Origin of the sequence: Pedobacter nototheniae, assembly GCF_032678625.1 — a bacterium.
Taxonomy (GTDB): Bacteria; Bacteroidota; Bacteroidia; order Sphingobacteriales; family Sphingobacteriaceae; genus Pedobacter; species Pedobacter nototheniae_A.
The window spans coordinates 255,173-270,351 of the sequence record NZ_JAVTSO010000004.1 but is presented as its reverse complement, the minus strand read 5'-3'; the positions used below and the strand labels follow the sequence as shown (position 1 = coordinate 270,351).

12 protein-coding genes are annotated in these 15,179 nt (G+C 37.0%); 8 read left to right on the top strand and 4 right to left on the bottom strand.

What is annotated here, in order from left to right:
• Positions 1-102 precede the first annotated feature (102 nt).
• Positions 103-552: an Lrp/AsnC family transcriptional regulator gene (locus R2Q77_RS13910; protein WP_316804335.1), complete on the top strand. Its 450-nt coding sequence runs from the start codon at positions 103-105 to the stop codon at positions 550-552.
• 141 nt (positions 553-693) lie between these two features.
• Here R2Q77_RS13910 and R2Q77_RS13905 read toward each other — a convergent pair whose 3' ends face one another.
• Genes R2Q77_RS13905 through R2Q77_RS13890 form a run of 4 tightly spaced genes read right to left on the bottom strand, consistent with a single transcriptional unit; the run spans position 694 to position 3,822 of the window.
• The gene (locus R2Q77_RS13905) at positions 694-1,479 is read right to left on the bottom strand and encodes an AraC family transcriptional regulator (protein WP_316804334.1); all 786 of its coding nucleotides are present in this window, start codon (positions 1,477-1,479) and stop codon (positions 694-696) included.
• Between the two features lie 5 nt (positions 1,480-1,484).
• Complete coding sequence (locus R2Q77_RS13900) at positions 1,485-2,615, bottom strand: MBL fold metallo-hydrolase (RefSeq protein WP_316804333.1); 1,131 nt, start codon at positions 2,613-2,615, stop codon at positions 1,485-1,487.
• A 5-nt stretch (positions 2,616-2,620) separates the two neighbouring features.
• Positions 2,621-2,779, bottom strand: coding sequence for a hypothetical protein (locus R2Q77_RS13895; RefSeq protein ID WP_316804332.1), 159 nt, complete (start codon positions 2,777-2,779; stop codon positions 2,621-2,623).
• A gap of 5 nt (positions 2,780-2,784) precedes the next feature.
• The gene (locus R2Q77_RS13890) at positions 2,785-3,822 is read right to left on the bottom strand and encodes an aldehyde reductase (protein WP_316804331.1); all 1,038 of its coding nucleotides are present in this window, start codon (positions 3,820-3,822) and stop codon (positions 2,785-2,787) included.
• 305 nt (positions 3,823-4,127) lie between these two features.
• Here R2Q77_RS13890 and R2Q77_RS13885 point away from each other — a divergent pair, with 305 nt between their 5' ends.
• From R2Q77_RS13885 to R2Q77_RS13855, 7 genes are all read left to right on the top strand, one after another.
• Positions 4,128-4,448: a metalloregulator ArsR/SmtB family transcription factor gene (locus tag R2Q77_RS13885; protein ID WP_316804330.1), complete on the top strand. Its 321-nt coding sequence runs from the start codon at positions 4,128-4,130 to the stop codon at positions 4,446-4,448.
• Positions 4,445-4,942, top strand: a complete 498-nt coding sequence (locus tag R2Q77_RS13880) for an SRPBCC domain-containing protein (protein WP_316804329.1) — start codon at positions 4,445-4,447, stop codon at positions 4,940-4,942. Before R2Q77_RS13885 ends, R2Q77_RS13880 begins: the two co-directional genes overlap by 4 nt.
• 626 nt (positions 4,943-5,568) lie before the next feature.
• A complete protein-coding gene (locus tag R2Q77_RS13875) occupies positions 5,569-7,332 on the top strand; it encodes an arylsulfatase (protein WP_316804328.1) in 1,764 nt (587 codons plus the stop codon).
• A 582-nt stretch (positions 7,333-7,914) separates the two neighbouring features.
• Complete coding sequence (locus tag R2Q77_RS13870) at positions 7,915-8,496, top strand: RNA polymerase sigma-70 factor (RefSeq protein WP_316804327.1); 582 nt, start codon at positions 7,915-7,917, stop codon at positions 8,494-8,496.
• Between the two features lie 97 nt (positions 8,497-8,593).
• Entirely contained in the window at positions 8,594-9,745 is a 1,152-nt protein-coding gene (locus R2Q77_RS13865) for a FecR family protein (RefSeq protein WP_316804326.1), read from the top strand.
• Positions 9,746-10,019: 274 nt separating this feature from the next.
• Positions 10,020-13,391: a TonB-dependent receptor gene (locus tag R2Q77_RS13860; RefSeq protein WP_316804325.1), complete on the top strand. Its 3,372-nt coding sequence runs from the start codon at positions 10,020-10,022 to the stop codon at positions 13,389-13,391.
• Between the two features lie 10 nt (positions 13,392-13,401).
• Positions 13,402-15,177 (top strand): RagB/SusD family nutrient uptake outer membrane protein, encoded by a 1,776-nt coding sequence (locus tag R2Q77_RS13855; protein ID WP_316804324.1) that lies wholly within the window; start codon positions 13,402-13,404, stop codon positions 15,175-15,177.
• Positions 15,178-15,179: the final 2 nt, after the last annotated feature.

Here is a 15,179-nt window from a genome sequence, read left to right as displayed (position 1 = left end):
TTAATTTATAACAAAGGTGGCAGATCAATTGTCTAAATTTGCTTTACTTTCTAAGGAATAACTTTGCAAAACTTTTGAATCGAAAGTTTTTAATTTTTAAATATGCAAACAGACGAATTACATTATGCCATACTAAATGAATTGCAACTTGATGCGAGAATGAGCAATGCAGAAATAGGCAGGAGAGTTGGTCTTTCAGCGCCGGCAGTGGCAGAAAGAATAAGGCGGATGCAAGAAGAAGGAATAATAAAAGGATTCTTTACCAGCATCGAGTTTTCAAAGCTGAATTATTTGCAAAAAGTGCTGATTGCTGTAAAATTACCGCCTGTACAGGTGAATGTTTTTTTAAAGGAAGTGGAAAAAATAGAAGGGATAACCCATGTAGTTCATACCACAGGAGAATATTGCTTTTTTGTAAGTATGATCCTCAAATCAACAGCAGAACTGAACATTGCATTAGATCGGTTTGGAAAGCTTGGAGCAACGACTACATTTTCTGTTTTATCAATCCCAATCGAGCTTAAATCGATCAATTTGCCTACAAAGAGATAGGTGGGTAACACTGGCAAAAAAATGTAATATTTATGCAGGAAATCTAATAACGTTAACCTTCAAACAATAGACCTTCATTCCAGTCATTTTTACACTAAACTACCGAGAACTGAAAGGCGGATTATACTGGTTATTTTGCCATTACTTTACAAATTCCGTAGGGTTTAATCCGAATTCTTTTTTGAAGGCATAAGAAAAATGAGATAAATCGGCAAAGCCTAAATCAAGATAAATATCTGATGATTTTTGCTTCTTATTGTTGATTAAAAAATGAGCTTCTTGTAATCTTTTTTGGATCAACCAACGATTGGGTGTTTTGTTAAAAATAATTTTGAAATCTCTTTTAAATGAAGACAAACTTCTGCCTGTTAGGTAAGCAAATCTTTCTAAGTTAACATTGAACTTATAATTACGATTCATAAATTCTTCCAAATTAATTTTGCCAAGCATCGAAAAATTAAATAGAACCGAGGCAAGTTCAGGTTGCTGTTCTAATAAAATCAATAGTAATTCTTCTCTTGATTTATTTGAAAAATGTTCGTCGATTTTTCCTTCATCCTTATAAAAAGCACTTAATTTTTGAACAAAATCTAAAATGAATTTAGATTTGAGCATCGGGATAAAGGTATCATCAACCTTCACTTTTGATTGCACTATTCTATGTTTTACTTGAAATTCTTTCAGAAATTCTTCATCAAAAATGATCACCACTTTTTCAAACTCGCCATTTTCCTTTTGCTTGTTATATCGAGCCAATCGGTTTTTGCGAATAAGACAACTTTCACCAGGTTTTAAACTATAATTTTTATTTCCATCATAACCGTTTATAATTCCTTTTGCCAAAAACAAAAAGAAATGTTCAGCAATAAATTGTTCTGGCGAAATTGCCGGACCTACGTAACAAGATTTGATTTCTGTAATTTTCATCGGCCTTATTTAATTCCTTTCCACCATTGTTTGAAAACCTGCTTATTATCCTTTAAATAAACAACTTCGCCAATCATCGGCGTTGCCAATCGGTAAGGTTTAGATTTGGCCATTTCTGTCATTTTTATTAAAGGTTCATCCCATGGATGTTTTGCCAGGGTAAATTTAGAATGATGCACGGGCAACAAATTTTTTGCCTGCAAATCTTCGGTCGCTTTCACAACCTGTTCAGGTAAATTATGAACAGCTTCCCAGGCGGGATTGTATTGCCCGCATTCCATGATTGCCCAATCAATAACACCATATTTTTTATTGATTTCTTTAAAACGATGATCGTAACCACCATCGCCGCTGTAATATATTTTTTGAGTAGGAGTAACGATTAAAAAAGATAACCACAATGCTTTACTGCTGATAAAACCACGGCCGCAATCGTGGTGGGTGCTTTCGGTGAAAATGGTAAATCCGCGACCTACTTTCACGTTATCTCCCCAATCTTTTTCAAGCAGTTTTTCTGTTGCATAGCCCCATTTTTCAAAATGTGCCCCAACACCCAAACCACAAATTACCTTTTTAACCTTAGGATTTAAAGCTTTGATGGTTTTGTAATCTAAATGGTCGTAATGATCATGCGAAATCAATAAGTAGTCAATTTCAGGCATATCTTCGGCAGTGTAAATATTGGTGCCTTTATACGCCTTTACCAAACCCGAAATAGGAGATGCAGAATTACTAAAAACAGGATCTGCCAAAATTCTTTTCCCATCTATCTGTAGTAAAAATGACGAATGACCAAACCATACGACAAGATTGCTATCGGGTGGTAAGTTTTTCAAATCAGTTTTTATTGTAGGAATTGTATCAATTGGTTCTGTTCGTGGGTATTTTTTGGTAATGGCCTTCCAAATTTCCCCCGTAAAAGAGTAACCTTGAGTAATGGTTGGTTTTTCTATTTTATTGTAGAATTTTCCGTTTTTATAATTTGGTGATTTTTCTATTTTCGCCAACCTTTCACCCTCAGGTAATTGCCCAAATTTATCTTGTTGCATATATATTAATGTGGCAATTGCGAACAAAATAATGAGTGATAAAAACACCAGCATCATTCTTTTTAAAATTTTATAAAATCGTTTCATTTTACTCACTTTTTAATATCGGTTACCTCCAAAATTGTTTTAGGGTAGCCTTGGTTAACACAATTTACCATAGCCCACACTTCTGATATCCTTGGGTTTTTTATACAAATCAAAAGCAAATCTTCGTCAACTAAACCTGTTGCAGCGGTTAAAATTACTTTCATTTTATTTACTTAAAATTTCCGAATTTTTGCAAGCTTTCAATCGTAGCCAAAATTGCTTCTTCTTTGTTTCGAGGGTTCCAGCCTAAAACTGTTTTCGCTTTTTGGTTACTGGCTTTTCTGTTGATACCAATAAGCGGTTTGATTTGCTTTAGTTTTTTATTGAATAAAGCGCCAATTTTTACTACCCAATCTGGAACTATTTTAGTAGATATTTTATAGAAAACTGCTGGGTTTTGGTTTTTAATAAATTTTGCAATTTCGGGTAAGGTCATCGTTCCATCACATAAAGCTAAAAAACGTTCGCCCTTTGCTTTCGAATTCTCCATTGCCTTAATGTGTAAATCTGCCAAATCTCTCACATCTACAATTGCCAATTCAATATTCGGTATCGCTTTCATATGGCCATCCACTACGTTTTTCAATAATTCAAAACCGCTGGAAAGTTTTTTATCCAAGGCTGGTCCGAAAATAGCAACAGGGTTTATTACGGTCAGTTCTAAATTGCCACCATTGCTACGCATAAAATCCCAAGCCGATTTTTCTGCCATTACTTTCGATTTATTATAAGCAGAAAGCCCTTTTTCATTAGGATTAGTCCAGCTTTCTTCCGTTATTAAAGTTTTAGGATCTTTATGACTATAGCCAACTGCTCCGAAATTTGAAGTCATTACCACTCGTTTAACTCCGGCATTTTTCGAGGCCTGCAGAACCCTCAACGTTCCTTCTACAGCAGGTTGTATCATTTCGTTTTCATCTTTCAGAATTTCGAGATGAATAGGCGAAGCAATGTGTAACACGTAATCGCAGCCCTTAGTTGCTTCATCCCAATTTTTATCATCAGATAAATCTGTTTCTACAAAGGATAGTCGCTCAAAAGAATTAATCCCTTCGTTTTTAAGCATTTCGATTACTGCATCTTTTTTGTGAATTGAACGAATGGTTGCTCTTACCTGATATCCTTTTTCCAAAAGTTGTAGGATACAATGTCCACCAACAAAACCCGAACCGCCGGTAACTAAAACTAACTTATCTGAATTTTCCATTCTTAAATTTTATAATGCAAATATCGAAAGAAAACTTGTTGGTCGCTTTGTTTAAAAGTTCAAATATTTTTTATTGATCAGGTTTTGGTTTTTTCGCCGTACAATTCCGCTGGGCTCATTCCAAATTCTTTTTTAAAGGCAAATAAAAGATAAGACAAAATTTCAAGTCTTAAATCAAAATAAATATGTGATGGCTTTTGTTGTTTTTTAACCCATAATATAAAATAATTGTAAATAAATTTGCGAAACCGAAAAGTTGCATATATATTTGCAACTGATCGGTTTCGTATAAGTAAATTAAGAAGATGAGAAGAGATGTATTTCAAGCTATAGCAGATCCAACCCGTAGGGCAATTATTACGCTTATTGCCCTACAAGCTATGACACCAAATGCCATGGCCGAACATTTTGATATGACAAGGCAGGCGGTGTCAAAACATATAAAGATTTTAACGGAATGCGACTTGGTAAAACAAGAATATAAGGGTAGGGAAATTTACTATTCACTCGAAATTAAAAAGATGAAAGAGGTAGATAAATGGCTGGAGCAATTCAGAAAAATTTGGGAAACACGATTCAATCAATTGGACGAAGTATTATTAACAATTAAAAAACAGGAAAAATGAAAAACAATTTGCTATTCGATTTTACCGTTGACAAAGCAGCAAAAACGGTATTCGTAAACAGAGAATTTGCAGCCGAACTTCAGTTGGTTTGGGATGCTTTCACCAAAAAAGAAATTCTCGATCAGTGGTGGGCACCTCAGCCATGGGCATCAAGAACAAAAATTATGAATTTTGAAGAGGGTGGACAGAGGTTTTATGCAATGGTTGGCCCTGAAGGACAAGAGCATTGGTCGATCCAGAAATTTACTTCCATTACCCCAACAACCAATTTCAAAATGTTGAATGCATTTTCAGACAAAGATGCAAACCCAGATTTGCCAGGTTCTAACTGGGATTTGAATTTTAGCGAACAAAACGGGACAACAACAGTACGCATTAGTATTTACAATGAATCCCTTTCGCGTATGGAGCAAATGATTGAAATGGGCTTCCAAGGAGGATTTACTATGGGACTGGATCAATTGGAAAAACTTTTGACGAGTTCTAATGCATAAGTAAATTCATTCAGGTACCCGCAGAAGATTTTTACTGTGTAGCAACAGTTTTTAAAGATGATTCTGAAAATTGGTTTTCATTAGCGCAAAAAAAAAATATATAATTTGCCATGAAAAAGAGGGGACACATTCAGTCAAATAAACTTTAGCGGAATCCAGGATGATTCCGCTAAAGTTATTGTAAGAAATTCATAAGCATCAATTTTTCAGGTTGATTGTGTTTTTAGCTTAATTTAATAGAAGTAATCTAACCGAAGGGAAAGGCCTGTATCAGAAAAAGGGACGGCCCCTAAAGTTGATGAAGAAAGGTGATATAATCAACTGCCTACCTAATGTTATTCATTGGCACGGTGCAATGCCTAAGAATGCGATGGTACATATTGTCATTGGTACAAGTGCACAAAAAGGCAAGGTAGTTTGGATGGGCTACATGTCTGATATCAAATATGAATCGTTTAAATAAACTAAAATACTGCAATATTACTTTTTGACTCCAGGCGCTTTTAATCTATATTTATAGTGCAATTATTCTCAATGTAATGGTATATCGGAGCAACTTAAAATACTGGAAAGAAGGAAAAACAATCTGTTTCTGTAGATTTTTATTTGTTTTTTCCTTTCTGTTTTTGACAAATACTTGCATTGCGCAATACAGCCCATCAAAAAAGTATAAACAGGATCCTTTAAAAATGGATACCGTATCCAAACTATACAGAACTGCTTATTCAAAAAAAGCCCCAGCCGGAGCGCCTAATGTTGTATTGGTTATGTTGGACGATGTTGGCTTTAGTACTGCCGCATCTTTTGGTGGTTTAGCCGAAACACCTGTGTTTGATCGTTTAGCCAAAAACGGATTAAAATATAATAACTTTCATACCACTGCACTATGTGCACCATCCCGTGCAGCTTTATTAACCGGGCGTAACCACCATACGGCTCATATGGGCCATTTTACCGAGACGGCATTTGATGCGCCTGGGTATGATGCTTATATGCCATTTGAACAGGCAACCATAGCTGAAGTATTACGCGAAAATGGTTACAATACCTTTGCCGTAGGCAAATGGCATTTAACGCCCGTATTAGAAAGAAAAGCTGCTGGTCCTTTTAACCGCTGGCCAACAGGCAGAGGTTTTGATCGTTTTTATGGTTTTCATGAATCAGCAACAGACCAATATTACCCTGTTTTATGGGAGGGCATTACAAGTGCACCAATTGATACCGGTTTGGGAAGACATTTAAATACTTATCTGGCTGATAAGGCAATTGATTACATTAAAAATCAGCAAAAGGCAGCTTCCGGAAAACCATTTTTTCTTTATCTAACCCCGGGTGCGGTACATTCTCCTTTGCAGGTTGATCAGGAATGGATTGCCAAGTATAAAGGTAAATTTGATATGGGTTGGGATAAATACAGAGAAATTGTACTTTCAAACCAAAAAGCCTTAGGTATAGTTCCAAAAAATACCACATTACCTGATCGCCATGTAAAAATAGCCGCATGGGAAACCCTTTGCGATGCTGAAAAAAAAGTAGCTGCCAGAGCTATGGAAGCCCACGCTGGGTTTCTTTCTCAAACAGATTTTGAAATTGGACGAATTATTGAATTTATATCTGGTATTGGTCAGTTGGATAATACTGTTGTGATGGTCATTATTGGAGATAATGGTGCGACTAAATATACCGAAGATATACCGGGCGAACCCGAAGGTTTAACCGGGGCGAGCAGGGAAGAAAGGGCAAAGGCAGCCTTATTAAATATTGATAAGATTGGACGGAAGAATTATAAGGGAGATATGCCTCTTGGCTGGACCCAGGCTACAAATGCACCTTTTAAACTTTGGAAAGCAGATGCCAACTCGGAAGGCGGTACTCATAATCCGATGATTCTCTTTGCGCCAAAATACATCAAAGGCAATGGTATTCGAAGTCAGTATACACATTTAATTGATGTATGGCCAACCATTTTGGAAATCAGCAATGCCAGCGCGCCCAAAACCATAAATGGATATAAGCAGTTGCCTGTTGAGGGAATTAGTTTTGCCTACACGATGAATGCGCCTGACGCAAAAGACAGGCATACCGAACAATATTATGAATCCGGGGCTTCGCGGGCAATTTATAAAGATGGATGGAAAGCGGGCGCACTCCATCAGCCTGGAAAATCTTATCTTGATGATGAATGGGAGTTGTACAATATGAAAGAAGACTTTAATGAGCAGATAAATCTCGCGAAAAAATACCCTAAAAAGTTGAAAGAACTGCGTGCCCTGTTTGAAAAAAATGCTAAAAAACATAATGTTTACCCTTTGCACGAAACCTGGTTTCCGAAAAACATAAACTTAAGGATAAGCGATAGCCGCTATACAGATGAAATATCAGAGAAATAATTTATAATAAAAGAAGGTGCCACCCCAGCAGTTCCTAACCAACTATTAATCCAACCAAAACTAATTTATAACGATTAGTAAAAAGCTATAGTGATTAATCACTTAGCTTTCCTTCTTTAATATAAGGCACATTCAAAAGCCTCTTCTCCTAATTGAAGGGTAAAAAATAAATAGAAAACTTTCTATCTAAATAAATCACTTCTGAAATTATAGAAAATTAACTTATAGTTTTTTGAAAGAGATTGAATAGTAGTCGTTTATGATTTAAAAATTAAAGCAAATGCATCTGCATCTGCATTTACACCGGATTTGGTTATGGTGTATTTCATGTACCTAAATTTTTTATTAAGCGCCATTTTGCATAGTGTAATTAAATTTCACACAAACGTTTGCGCAGCTAAAGATGAAGAAAATAGTATAAATTTATTATCCAGAGGATTGTTATGCAGCTTATCAACATTTAAATCTCCCTAAAATCCAACCCGTTTTATATCAATGGAGAAGATTGTAGTAGACGGGTTGTTGTTAGCTGCAAAAGAGTCCTTTAAAAAGCATCGACTAAACTAAACTTTGAGCCACAATATGCCAGGTATAAATTCACTAACTGACATTGAATTAGTCAACCTAATTAAGTCTGGCAATCGGGCCGCATTTGCTGAAATTTATGAGCGGTATTGGACGGTATTATTCTTACATGCACGCAACCTACTCAGGCAAAATGAAGAAGCCGCTGATCTGGTTCAGGAAGTATTTACAGCTTTATGGCTAAAATCACAATCGCTCGAATTAAGTGCTTCGGTTTCTGCTTACTTGTACAAGGCAATAAGAAATAAAGTCTTTGATCATTTAAGACATAAGAAGGTAATGAACGATTACCTGAAATCTATAAATGATTTTATGCTGGAAGAAAATTTTACTTCTGATCATTTACTAAGAGAAAAGGAATTGGCCAGTATTATAGAAAATGAGATTAATTCACTCCCTCCCAAAATGCGTGATGTATTTGTACTTAGCCGTAAGCAATACCTTTCATATGAGCAAATTGCGCTTCATTTAAATATAAGTGAGCATACGGTAAAAAGCCAGATTAGTAATGCGCTCAGAATTTTAAGAACAAAAGTAGGTGCATCATCTTTCCTGATTATCTATCTGCTGCATCATTAAACCTGTTAAAAATATTTTTTTTATTTTTTTTCATTTTCATCTCATACTTAGCTGGGTACAAATCGTCTTAACATGAAACTAAGCGAAAAACTTTTAGATGAACCAGGCAGAATTACGATCGTTATTAGAGAAATATGTAAATGGAAATTGCAGTCCTGAAGAAACTGTTTTGCTCGAAAGCTGGTACCTCTCGAAATCAAAAAAAGACAAGATGCCGCCCATACAAGAGGTGGAGCTTACCTTCTATAAAGAATTAATTTGGGAGGATATTGAGGAAAAGGCAAACATTAAAAGCAAGCCAACAGGCGGCAGGTATTTTGGTTCCTGGTCTTTTATTTCTGTAGCCGCTTCTCTTGCTTTAGTTTTATCTTTTGGTGGCTATTATTTATTCAAAGAACAAATAAGCCCGAAAAACCCGGAGGTTGCACAAATAAAGCAAGATGTTTTACCTGGCCGCAATAAAGCCGTATTGGTGCTATCAAATGGTAAAGAGGTTAATTTGGAAGATGTTCAATCGGGTGTTGTTGCTAAGGAAGGCGGCATCACTGTCCAGAAAAATGGGATAAATATTTTAAGTTATAAGCAACAGGGCGTACTAAAAAATGAGGGGTCGACCGCATATAATACCATCAGAACACCTAACGCAGGACAGTGGCCTGTAATAGAGCTGCCGGATGGAACAAAAGCATTTTTGGATGCCGCATCTTCCATTTCTTTTCCGGTAGCTTTTAATAAAGAACGTAAAGTAACCATTACCGGACAGGTTTATTTTCAGGTGGTCCACGATTCGAAAAAGCCTTTTCGGGTAGCTGTTAAAGGAATGATTATAGAAGATTTGGGTACAGATTTTAACGTAAATGCTTACGATGATGAATCGAGCGTTAAAACAACCCTGGTTGAAGGAAGCGTGAGTGTTGCTAAAAAAGATCAAAAGATTATATTAAAACCAGGTCAACAGGCGGTTTCAACATCGGGGAATGATAAAATTATCTCTAAAGAAGCAAATATTGAAGAAGTAATTGCCTGGAAAAATGGCTTGTTTCAATTCAGCCATACAAGCATTGATGTGGTTATGCGCCAGCTCGCAAGGTGGTACGATGTTGATATCGTGTATAAAGAAGATGTATCTAAACTTTCTTTTACAGGAAACCTCCCCCGGAATTTAAAATTATCCCGTTTACTCGAAATGTTGAGTGTTACGGGCCTTCACTTTAAAATTGAAGGTAAACAGATTATAATAACGCCCTAAACCTAATCGAATTATTAACTAACCAAACCTAAAAATTATGAAGAAATAACTATCAAACCCCTAATGGTTAGAAAGAAAAATGCCGGAAAGTGGTGGAACGCTTCCCGGCAAAAAAATCTGAGTTAACCAACCTGTCTTCGTTTGAGCCCGAACAGGTAAAATTATTTAAAGTGATATTTCGCACATTAACCCAAATCAAACAAAAGTAATGAAAATTTTCTCATTCAATTTGGCCATTCTACACCTGTGGCTACCACCTAAGCTGTTAAAGGTTATGAAATTAACCCTGATATTATTAATGATTGTGCTTACTCAGGTAAGCGCCAAGGTATTTAGTCAGAAAATCTCCCTCAACGAAAAAAATACCCCTCTATACAAAACGCTGGAGTCTATAAGAAAACAAAGTGGCTTTTTAGTGCTTTACCAGGACCAGGTTATGCAAAAAGCCAATCCGGTAACAATTGATAAGAAGAACCTTTCGCTGAAGGAAGCTTTAGATTATTGTTTTTTAAATCAACCTTTAACTTATGAGATTTTAGAGCAGACAATTATTGTTAAATACGCACCGGCCTTAGAAAAAAAAATAAACCCGGTAGTTGCTAAACTCGGAATTGATGTTAAAGGCAAAATAATCGACGAAACGAATAAACCATTGCCTGGTGCAAGTATAAAAGTTAAAGGCACAAATTCATCAACAGCATCCAATCTCAATGGCGAGTTTTCATTAAAAAATGTACCTGAAGATGCAATTCTGGTCGTATCTTTTCTGGGCTATACCACAAAAGAAATCCCCGTAAAAGAAAATCTCGGTACCATTCAACTTATAGCGGCTAATGCCAGTTTAAATGACGTTGTGGTGGTGGGTTACGGTACACAAAAAAGATTAAACGTTACCGGATCCATATCTCAGGTTAAGGGTACAGAACTGGCCAAGGCACCTGTAGCAAATATAACCAACTCTTTGGTTGGTCGTTTACCAGGATTAAGGGCCATTCAGAATAGTGGCGAACCTGGAAGAGATGCAAGTACCATTGATATCAGGGGTTTTGGTGCAGCACTTGTAATTGTAGATGGTGTACCTTCAGATTTTTCGCAGATAGATGCCAACGAAATCGAAAGCTTCTCTATCCTGAAAGATGCATCGGCTGCGGTTTATGGTGTACGTGCAGCAAATGGAGTTATACTGGTAACCACTAAGAAAGGAACGATAGGGAAACCACGGATCAATTATACAGCTTATTATGGATTACAGAATAATGCAACCAAGTATCCGGAACTGGCAGATGCTGCAACATTTGCAGAATTGAGTAATGAAGGTGCCGTAAATGCCTGGGTAAAGCAAAATAATCCTGCAGCTGCTTTGTCTCTGCCTTTTACAAAAGAACAGGTAGATCAGTACAAGAATGGCAGCCTGCCATCTTCCGATTGGTTTAATTCAACCATACGTAAAAATGCCCCGCAATATTATCAAAATTTAAATGTAGATGGTGGTACAGAGGATGTTAAATATTTTTTTAACCTTGGTTATTTAAATCAGGATGCCATATGGAAAAGTAATTCAACAAACTTTACAAGGTATAATGTTCGAAGTAACATAAGCGCTAAAATTAACAAACGCCTAACCGCCGAACTTAATTTAAGCGCACGCTTAGAAGACTTAAAAACCCCAGGTGTTTCTTCCGCTATCATCATGTCCACAGTGAAAAGAGAAAGCCCCGTTTTCCCTATTTATGCCAATGATAATCAGGATTACTTAGCACCTTCTAATGTACAGCAAAATTCGCTTGCCCAAACAAATGATAAAATATCAGGTTATGGTTCAGAACGTAACAAGTTCTTCTCGGGTATTGCCCGTTTAACGTACGATTTACCTTGGGTTGATGGATTAAGTGCCAAGGCTACTTATTCTTATCAAAATACAGATAAGGCGATTAAAAATTACGTTAAGAGATATAATTTGTACAAATACAACACCAGTACAAAAACATATGATGTAGATTACACAGCCAACGATCCGAGTAACCTGTCAGTAAGAAATAACCACAGTGATGATCAGGCCCTTCAATTGTCTCTAAATTACGCCAAGAAATTTGGCGATAAGCACAATGTATCGGGTTTATTATTATTTGAAAGAACGCAAACCAATACCTCGTTTTTATCCGCTTATAAAGAATTTCTTTTAGACAATCTGGATGAGTTGTTTGCAGGAGTATCAAACAACCAAAGTAATGACGGAAGTTCGGCCCAGATTGCCCGTGAAGGATATGTTGGTAAATTTAATTACGATTATGCAGGTAAGTATTTAATTGAACTGGGATTTAGATATGATGGAACTTATAAAGTTGCACCAGAGAATAGATTTGGGTTTTTTCCTAATGTATCAGTTGGATGGCGCATCAACGAGGAAAATTTTCTGAAAAATAATACGACAATAGATAACCTTAAACTGAGGGCATCTTTTGGAAAGGTAGGGGATGATGGAGGAGATGATCCGGATGCGGCAAACTACATTATACCATTCCGCTATATACCTGGTTACAATTACCCAAGCGATAACTATATCTTCGGTACACAACTAATTCCAGGGTTAATTACCAGTGGCTTAACCAACCCACTGCTTACCTGGTATACCTCATATACCGCTAATTTAGGTGTTGATGTTTCTTTATGGAAAGGCTTGTTAAGTGGTTCATTTGATGTTTTTTACCGTAAAAGAACGGGCTTGCTTGCCACACGTGTTTTGAGTTTGCCAAATACTTTCGGAGCCAGCTTGCCTCAGGAGAATCTTAATGGAGATAATACCCGTGGTTTTGAACTTGAGTTAACCCATAAAAACAAAATCGGAGAATGGAATTATAGTATTTCGCCAAACCTGACCTTTACCAGGAGTAAAAACGGTTATCTGGAGCAAAGTCCGCAAACCAGCTCTCTGGGCAACTATCAGGGTAATATGACTGATAGGTGGATTAATATAAGCAGGGGATATGTGGCAATGGGGCAGTTTCAATCTCAGCAGGAAATTAACACTGCACCGGTACAGGATACTCAGGGAAATAAAACGCTTTTACCGGGCGATATACGCTACCAGGACTTAAATGGCGATGGTGTGATAGATAGCAGAGACCAAACCGTAATTGGCCGGGGTACTACGCCCGAAATATTTTTTGGACTTAATCTTGGTGTTAATTATAAGGGGTTTGACCTTTCTGTATTGCTGCAAGGTGCTTCAAATTTTAACAGGTATTATAGTGAGGAATTGCAGAACCCATTTTTTAACAACGCCAATACCCTTTCCATGTTTACTGATCGCTGGCACAGACAGGATCTTTACAATCCTAACAGTCCATGGATTCCGGGGAAATATCCGTCAACAATAATTTCAGGATCGCCAAATAATCAACTTAATTCAACCTTCTGGTTGCAGGATGCAACCTATTTAAGGGTGAAAAATATTGATTTTGGCTACACATTTCCTAAAGATTTGATAGAGAAAATAGGGATGCGTACGGCGAGGGTATATATTTCCGGACAGAATGTACTCACTTTTAGTAAAGTTAATTTTATCGATCCTGAACAGCCAAGTGGCAGGGGCAATTTCTATCCTCAGCAAAAACTATGGTCATTAGGTTTAAATGTTGGTTTTTAATCAGAAAAATATGAAAAAAATTAGAGTATATAGCCTGTTTTTAGTACTGCTAACAGGCTTGATATCCTGCAAAAAGGATTTTTTGGATCGGGAACCTAAAAATTTGGTTTCAGAAGATGTTTCCTATGGCAGTGTAAGTGGGGTTACGGCATTAACAGTAACACTTTACAACAGCATGCCAACTGAAGATTTTAATTACACCGTAAGCGATGAGGCTGGTTTCCCATCAACCACTACTGATGAAGCCGTACGGTCTTATGTATGGGGAAGTATCAATAACGCAGTAATGGGAAACTGGTACGGAAACTGGGATTATGCGAGGATCAGGAGGGTAAATGATTTTATAGAAAAAGTGCCTAATGCTGCAATTGATAATGATTCAAAAAAACGCTTTTTAGCAGAAGCAAGGTTTATCAGGGCTTTTGAGTACTTTTCTTTAGTAAAACGCTACGGAGGTGTTCCTTTAGTTACCAAAGTGCAGGAATACAGAACCGGTGATGATGTATCAAGTCTGATTGTTCAGCGAAGTAAAGAACAGGAAATTTATGATTTCATTTCAACCGAATTAGATGCCGTTGTTGCGGATTTACCTGATGATTATGGAAGTGATCCTGCCAATGCCTTTCGTGTAAATAAATATGCTGCAATTGCGCTAAAATGCAGAGCTATGCTTTACGCAGCCTCGAGTGCCAAATACGGAACAGTTCAGCTTAACGGATTGGTTGGAATTACACCTGGACTCGCCAATTCGTATTGGCAAAAAGCAATGGATGCAGCTGATTTAATCATCAAATCAAATAAATACAGCTTGTATGATGTTAATGCAGATAAAGCCGCAAACTTCCAGCAGTTATTTTTAACACTGGGCAATTCAGAAGCCATTTTTACAAAGGTTTTTCAATCGCCGGATAAAGCACATAGCTTCGATTTTTATAATGCACCCCAAAGTTTTAGGGTAGATTATGGCAATGCCACAAATCCTACCCTCGAAATGGTCGAAGAATTTGAATATACAGATGGCTCAGCAGGAACATTGAAGGTAAATGATGCTGCCGGAAATCCAATCCTTTATGATAAACCAACTGACTTATTTAAGGGGAAAGACCCGCGAATGTTTGCTACCATTTTAACTCCATTTGATGCCTGGCAAGGTGGTATTGTTGAAATAAGGAGAGGCGTAATTGATAATGGTGTAAAACATACATCAGAAAGTTTGTCGGCAGTTTATCCGGCAGGAGGTACATTTAATATTGTTGGTAAAGATGGACCGGTAACGACAAACGACCCTACTAAAACCGGTTTTTACATCAAAAAATTTATGGATCCGGTTAATCGTGTTCCTTATAGTCGTTCCTCCACGCCCTGGATGATTTTCCGTTATGGAGAAATATTATTGAATTATGCGGAGGCAGCTTACGAATTAGGAAATGCAGCACCTGCAATGGATGCAGTGAATCAAATAAGAAAAAGAGCAGGGATAGTACAGTTAACCAGTATTACCTTAGACAAAATAAGGCATGAAAGAAAAGTGGAACTGGCATTTGAGAATCACCGTATCTGGGATATCCGGAGATGGCACACGGCGGGTGCTATATTAAATAATACGCAATTTCGGGCGCTTTATCCATGGATTATGTGGCAAAATGGTGTTGATCCGGCACAGATGAAATATACATTTGAAAAGGCTGTGGCACCTAAACTTACGCGAACATTTCCTGAAAAATTATACCTGGAGCCAGTGCCTCAGCAAAACCCACCATATATCCAAAATCCAGGTTACCAATAAAT

Coding starts and splice junctions, on each gene's coding strand:
- R2Q77_RS13855 (WP_316804324.1), top strand. CDS start 13,402: ATGAAAAAAATTAGAGTATATAGCCTGTTTTTAGTACTGCTAACAGGC.
- R2Q77_RS13890 (WP_316804331.1), bottom strand. CDS start 3,822: ATGGAAAATTCAGATAAGTTAGTTTTAGTTACCGGCGGTTCGGGTTTT.
- R2Q77_RS13910 (WP_316804335.1), top strand. CDS start 103: ATGCAAACAGACGAATTACATTATGCCATACTAAATGAATTGCAACTT.
- R2Q77_RS13895 (WP_316804332.1), bottom strand. CDS start 2,779: ATGAAAGTAATTTTAACCGCTGCAACAGGTTTAGTTGACGAAGATTTG.
- R2Q77_RS13860 (WP_316804325.1), top strand. CDS start 10,020: ATGAAATTAACCCTGATATTATTAATGATTGTGCTTACTCAGGTAAGC.
- R2Q77_RS13870 (WP_316804327.1), top strand. CDS start 7,915: ATGCCAGGTATAAATTCACTAACTGACATTGAATTAGTCAACCTAATT.
- R2Q77_RS13885 (WP_316804330.1), top strand. CDS start 4,128: ATGAGAAGAGATGTATTTCAAGCTATAGCAGATCCAACCCGTAGGGCA.
- R2Q77_RS13865 (WP_316804326.1), top strand. CDS start 8,594: ATGAACCAGGCAGAATTACGATCGTTATTAGAGAAATATGTAAATGGA.
- R2Q77_RS13880 (WP_316804329.1), top strand. CDS start 4,445: ATGAAAAACAATTTGCTATTCGATTTTACCGTTGACAAAGCAGCAAAA.
- R2Q77_RS13905 (WP_316804334.1), bottom strand. CDS start 1,479: ATGAAAATTACAGAAATCAAATCTTGTTACGTAGGTCCGGCAATTTCG.
- R2Q77_RS13900 (WP_316804333.1), bottom strand. CDS start 2,615: ATGAAACGATTTTATAAAATTTTAAAAAGAATGATGCTGGTGTTTTTA.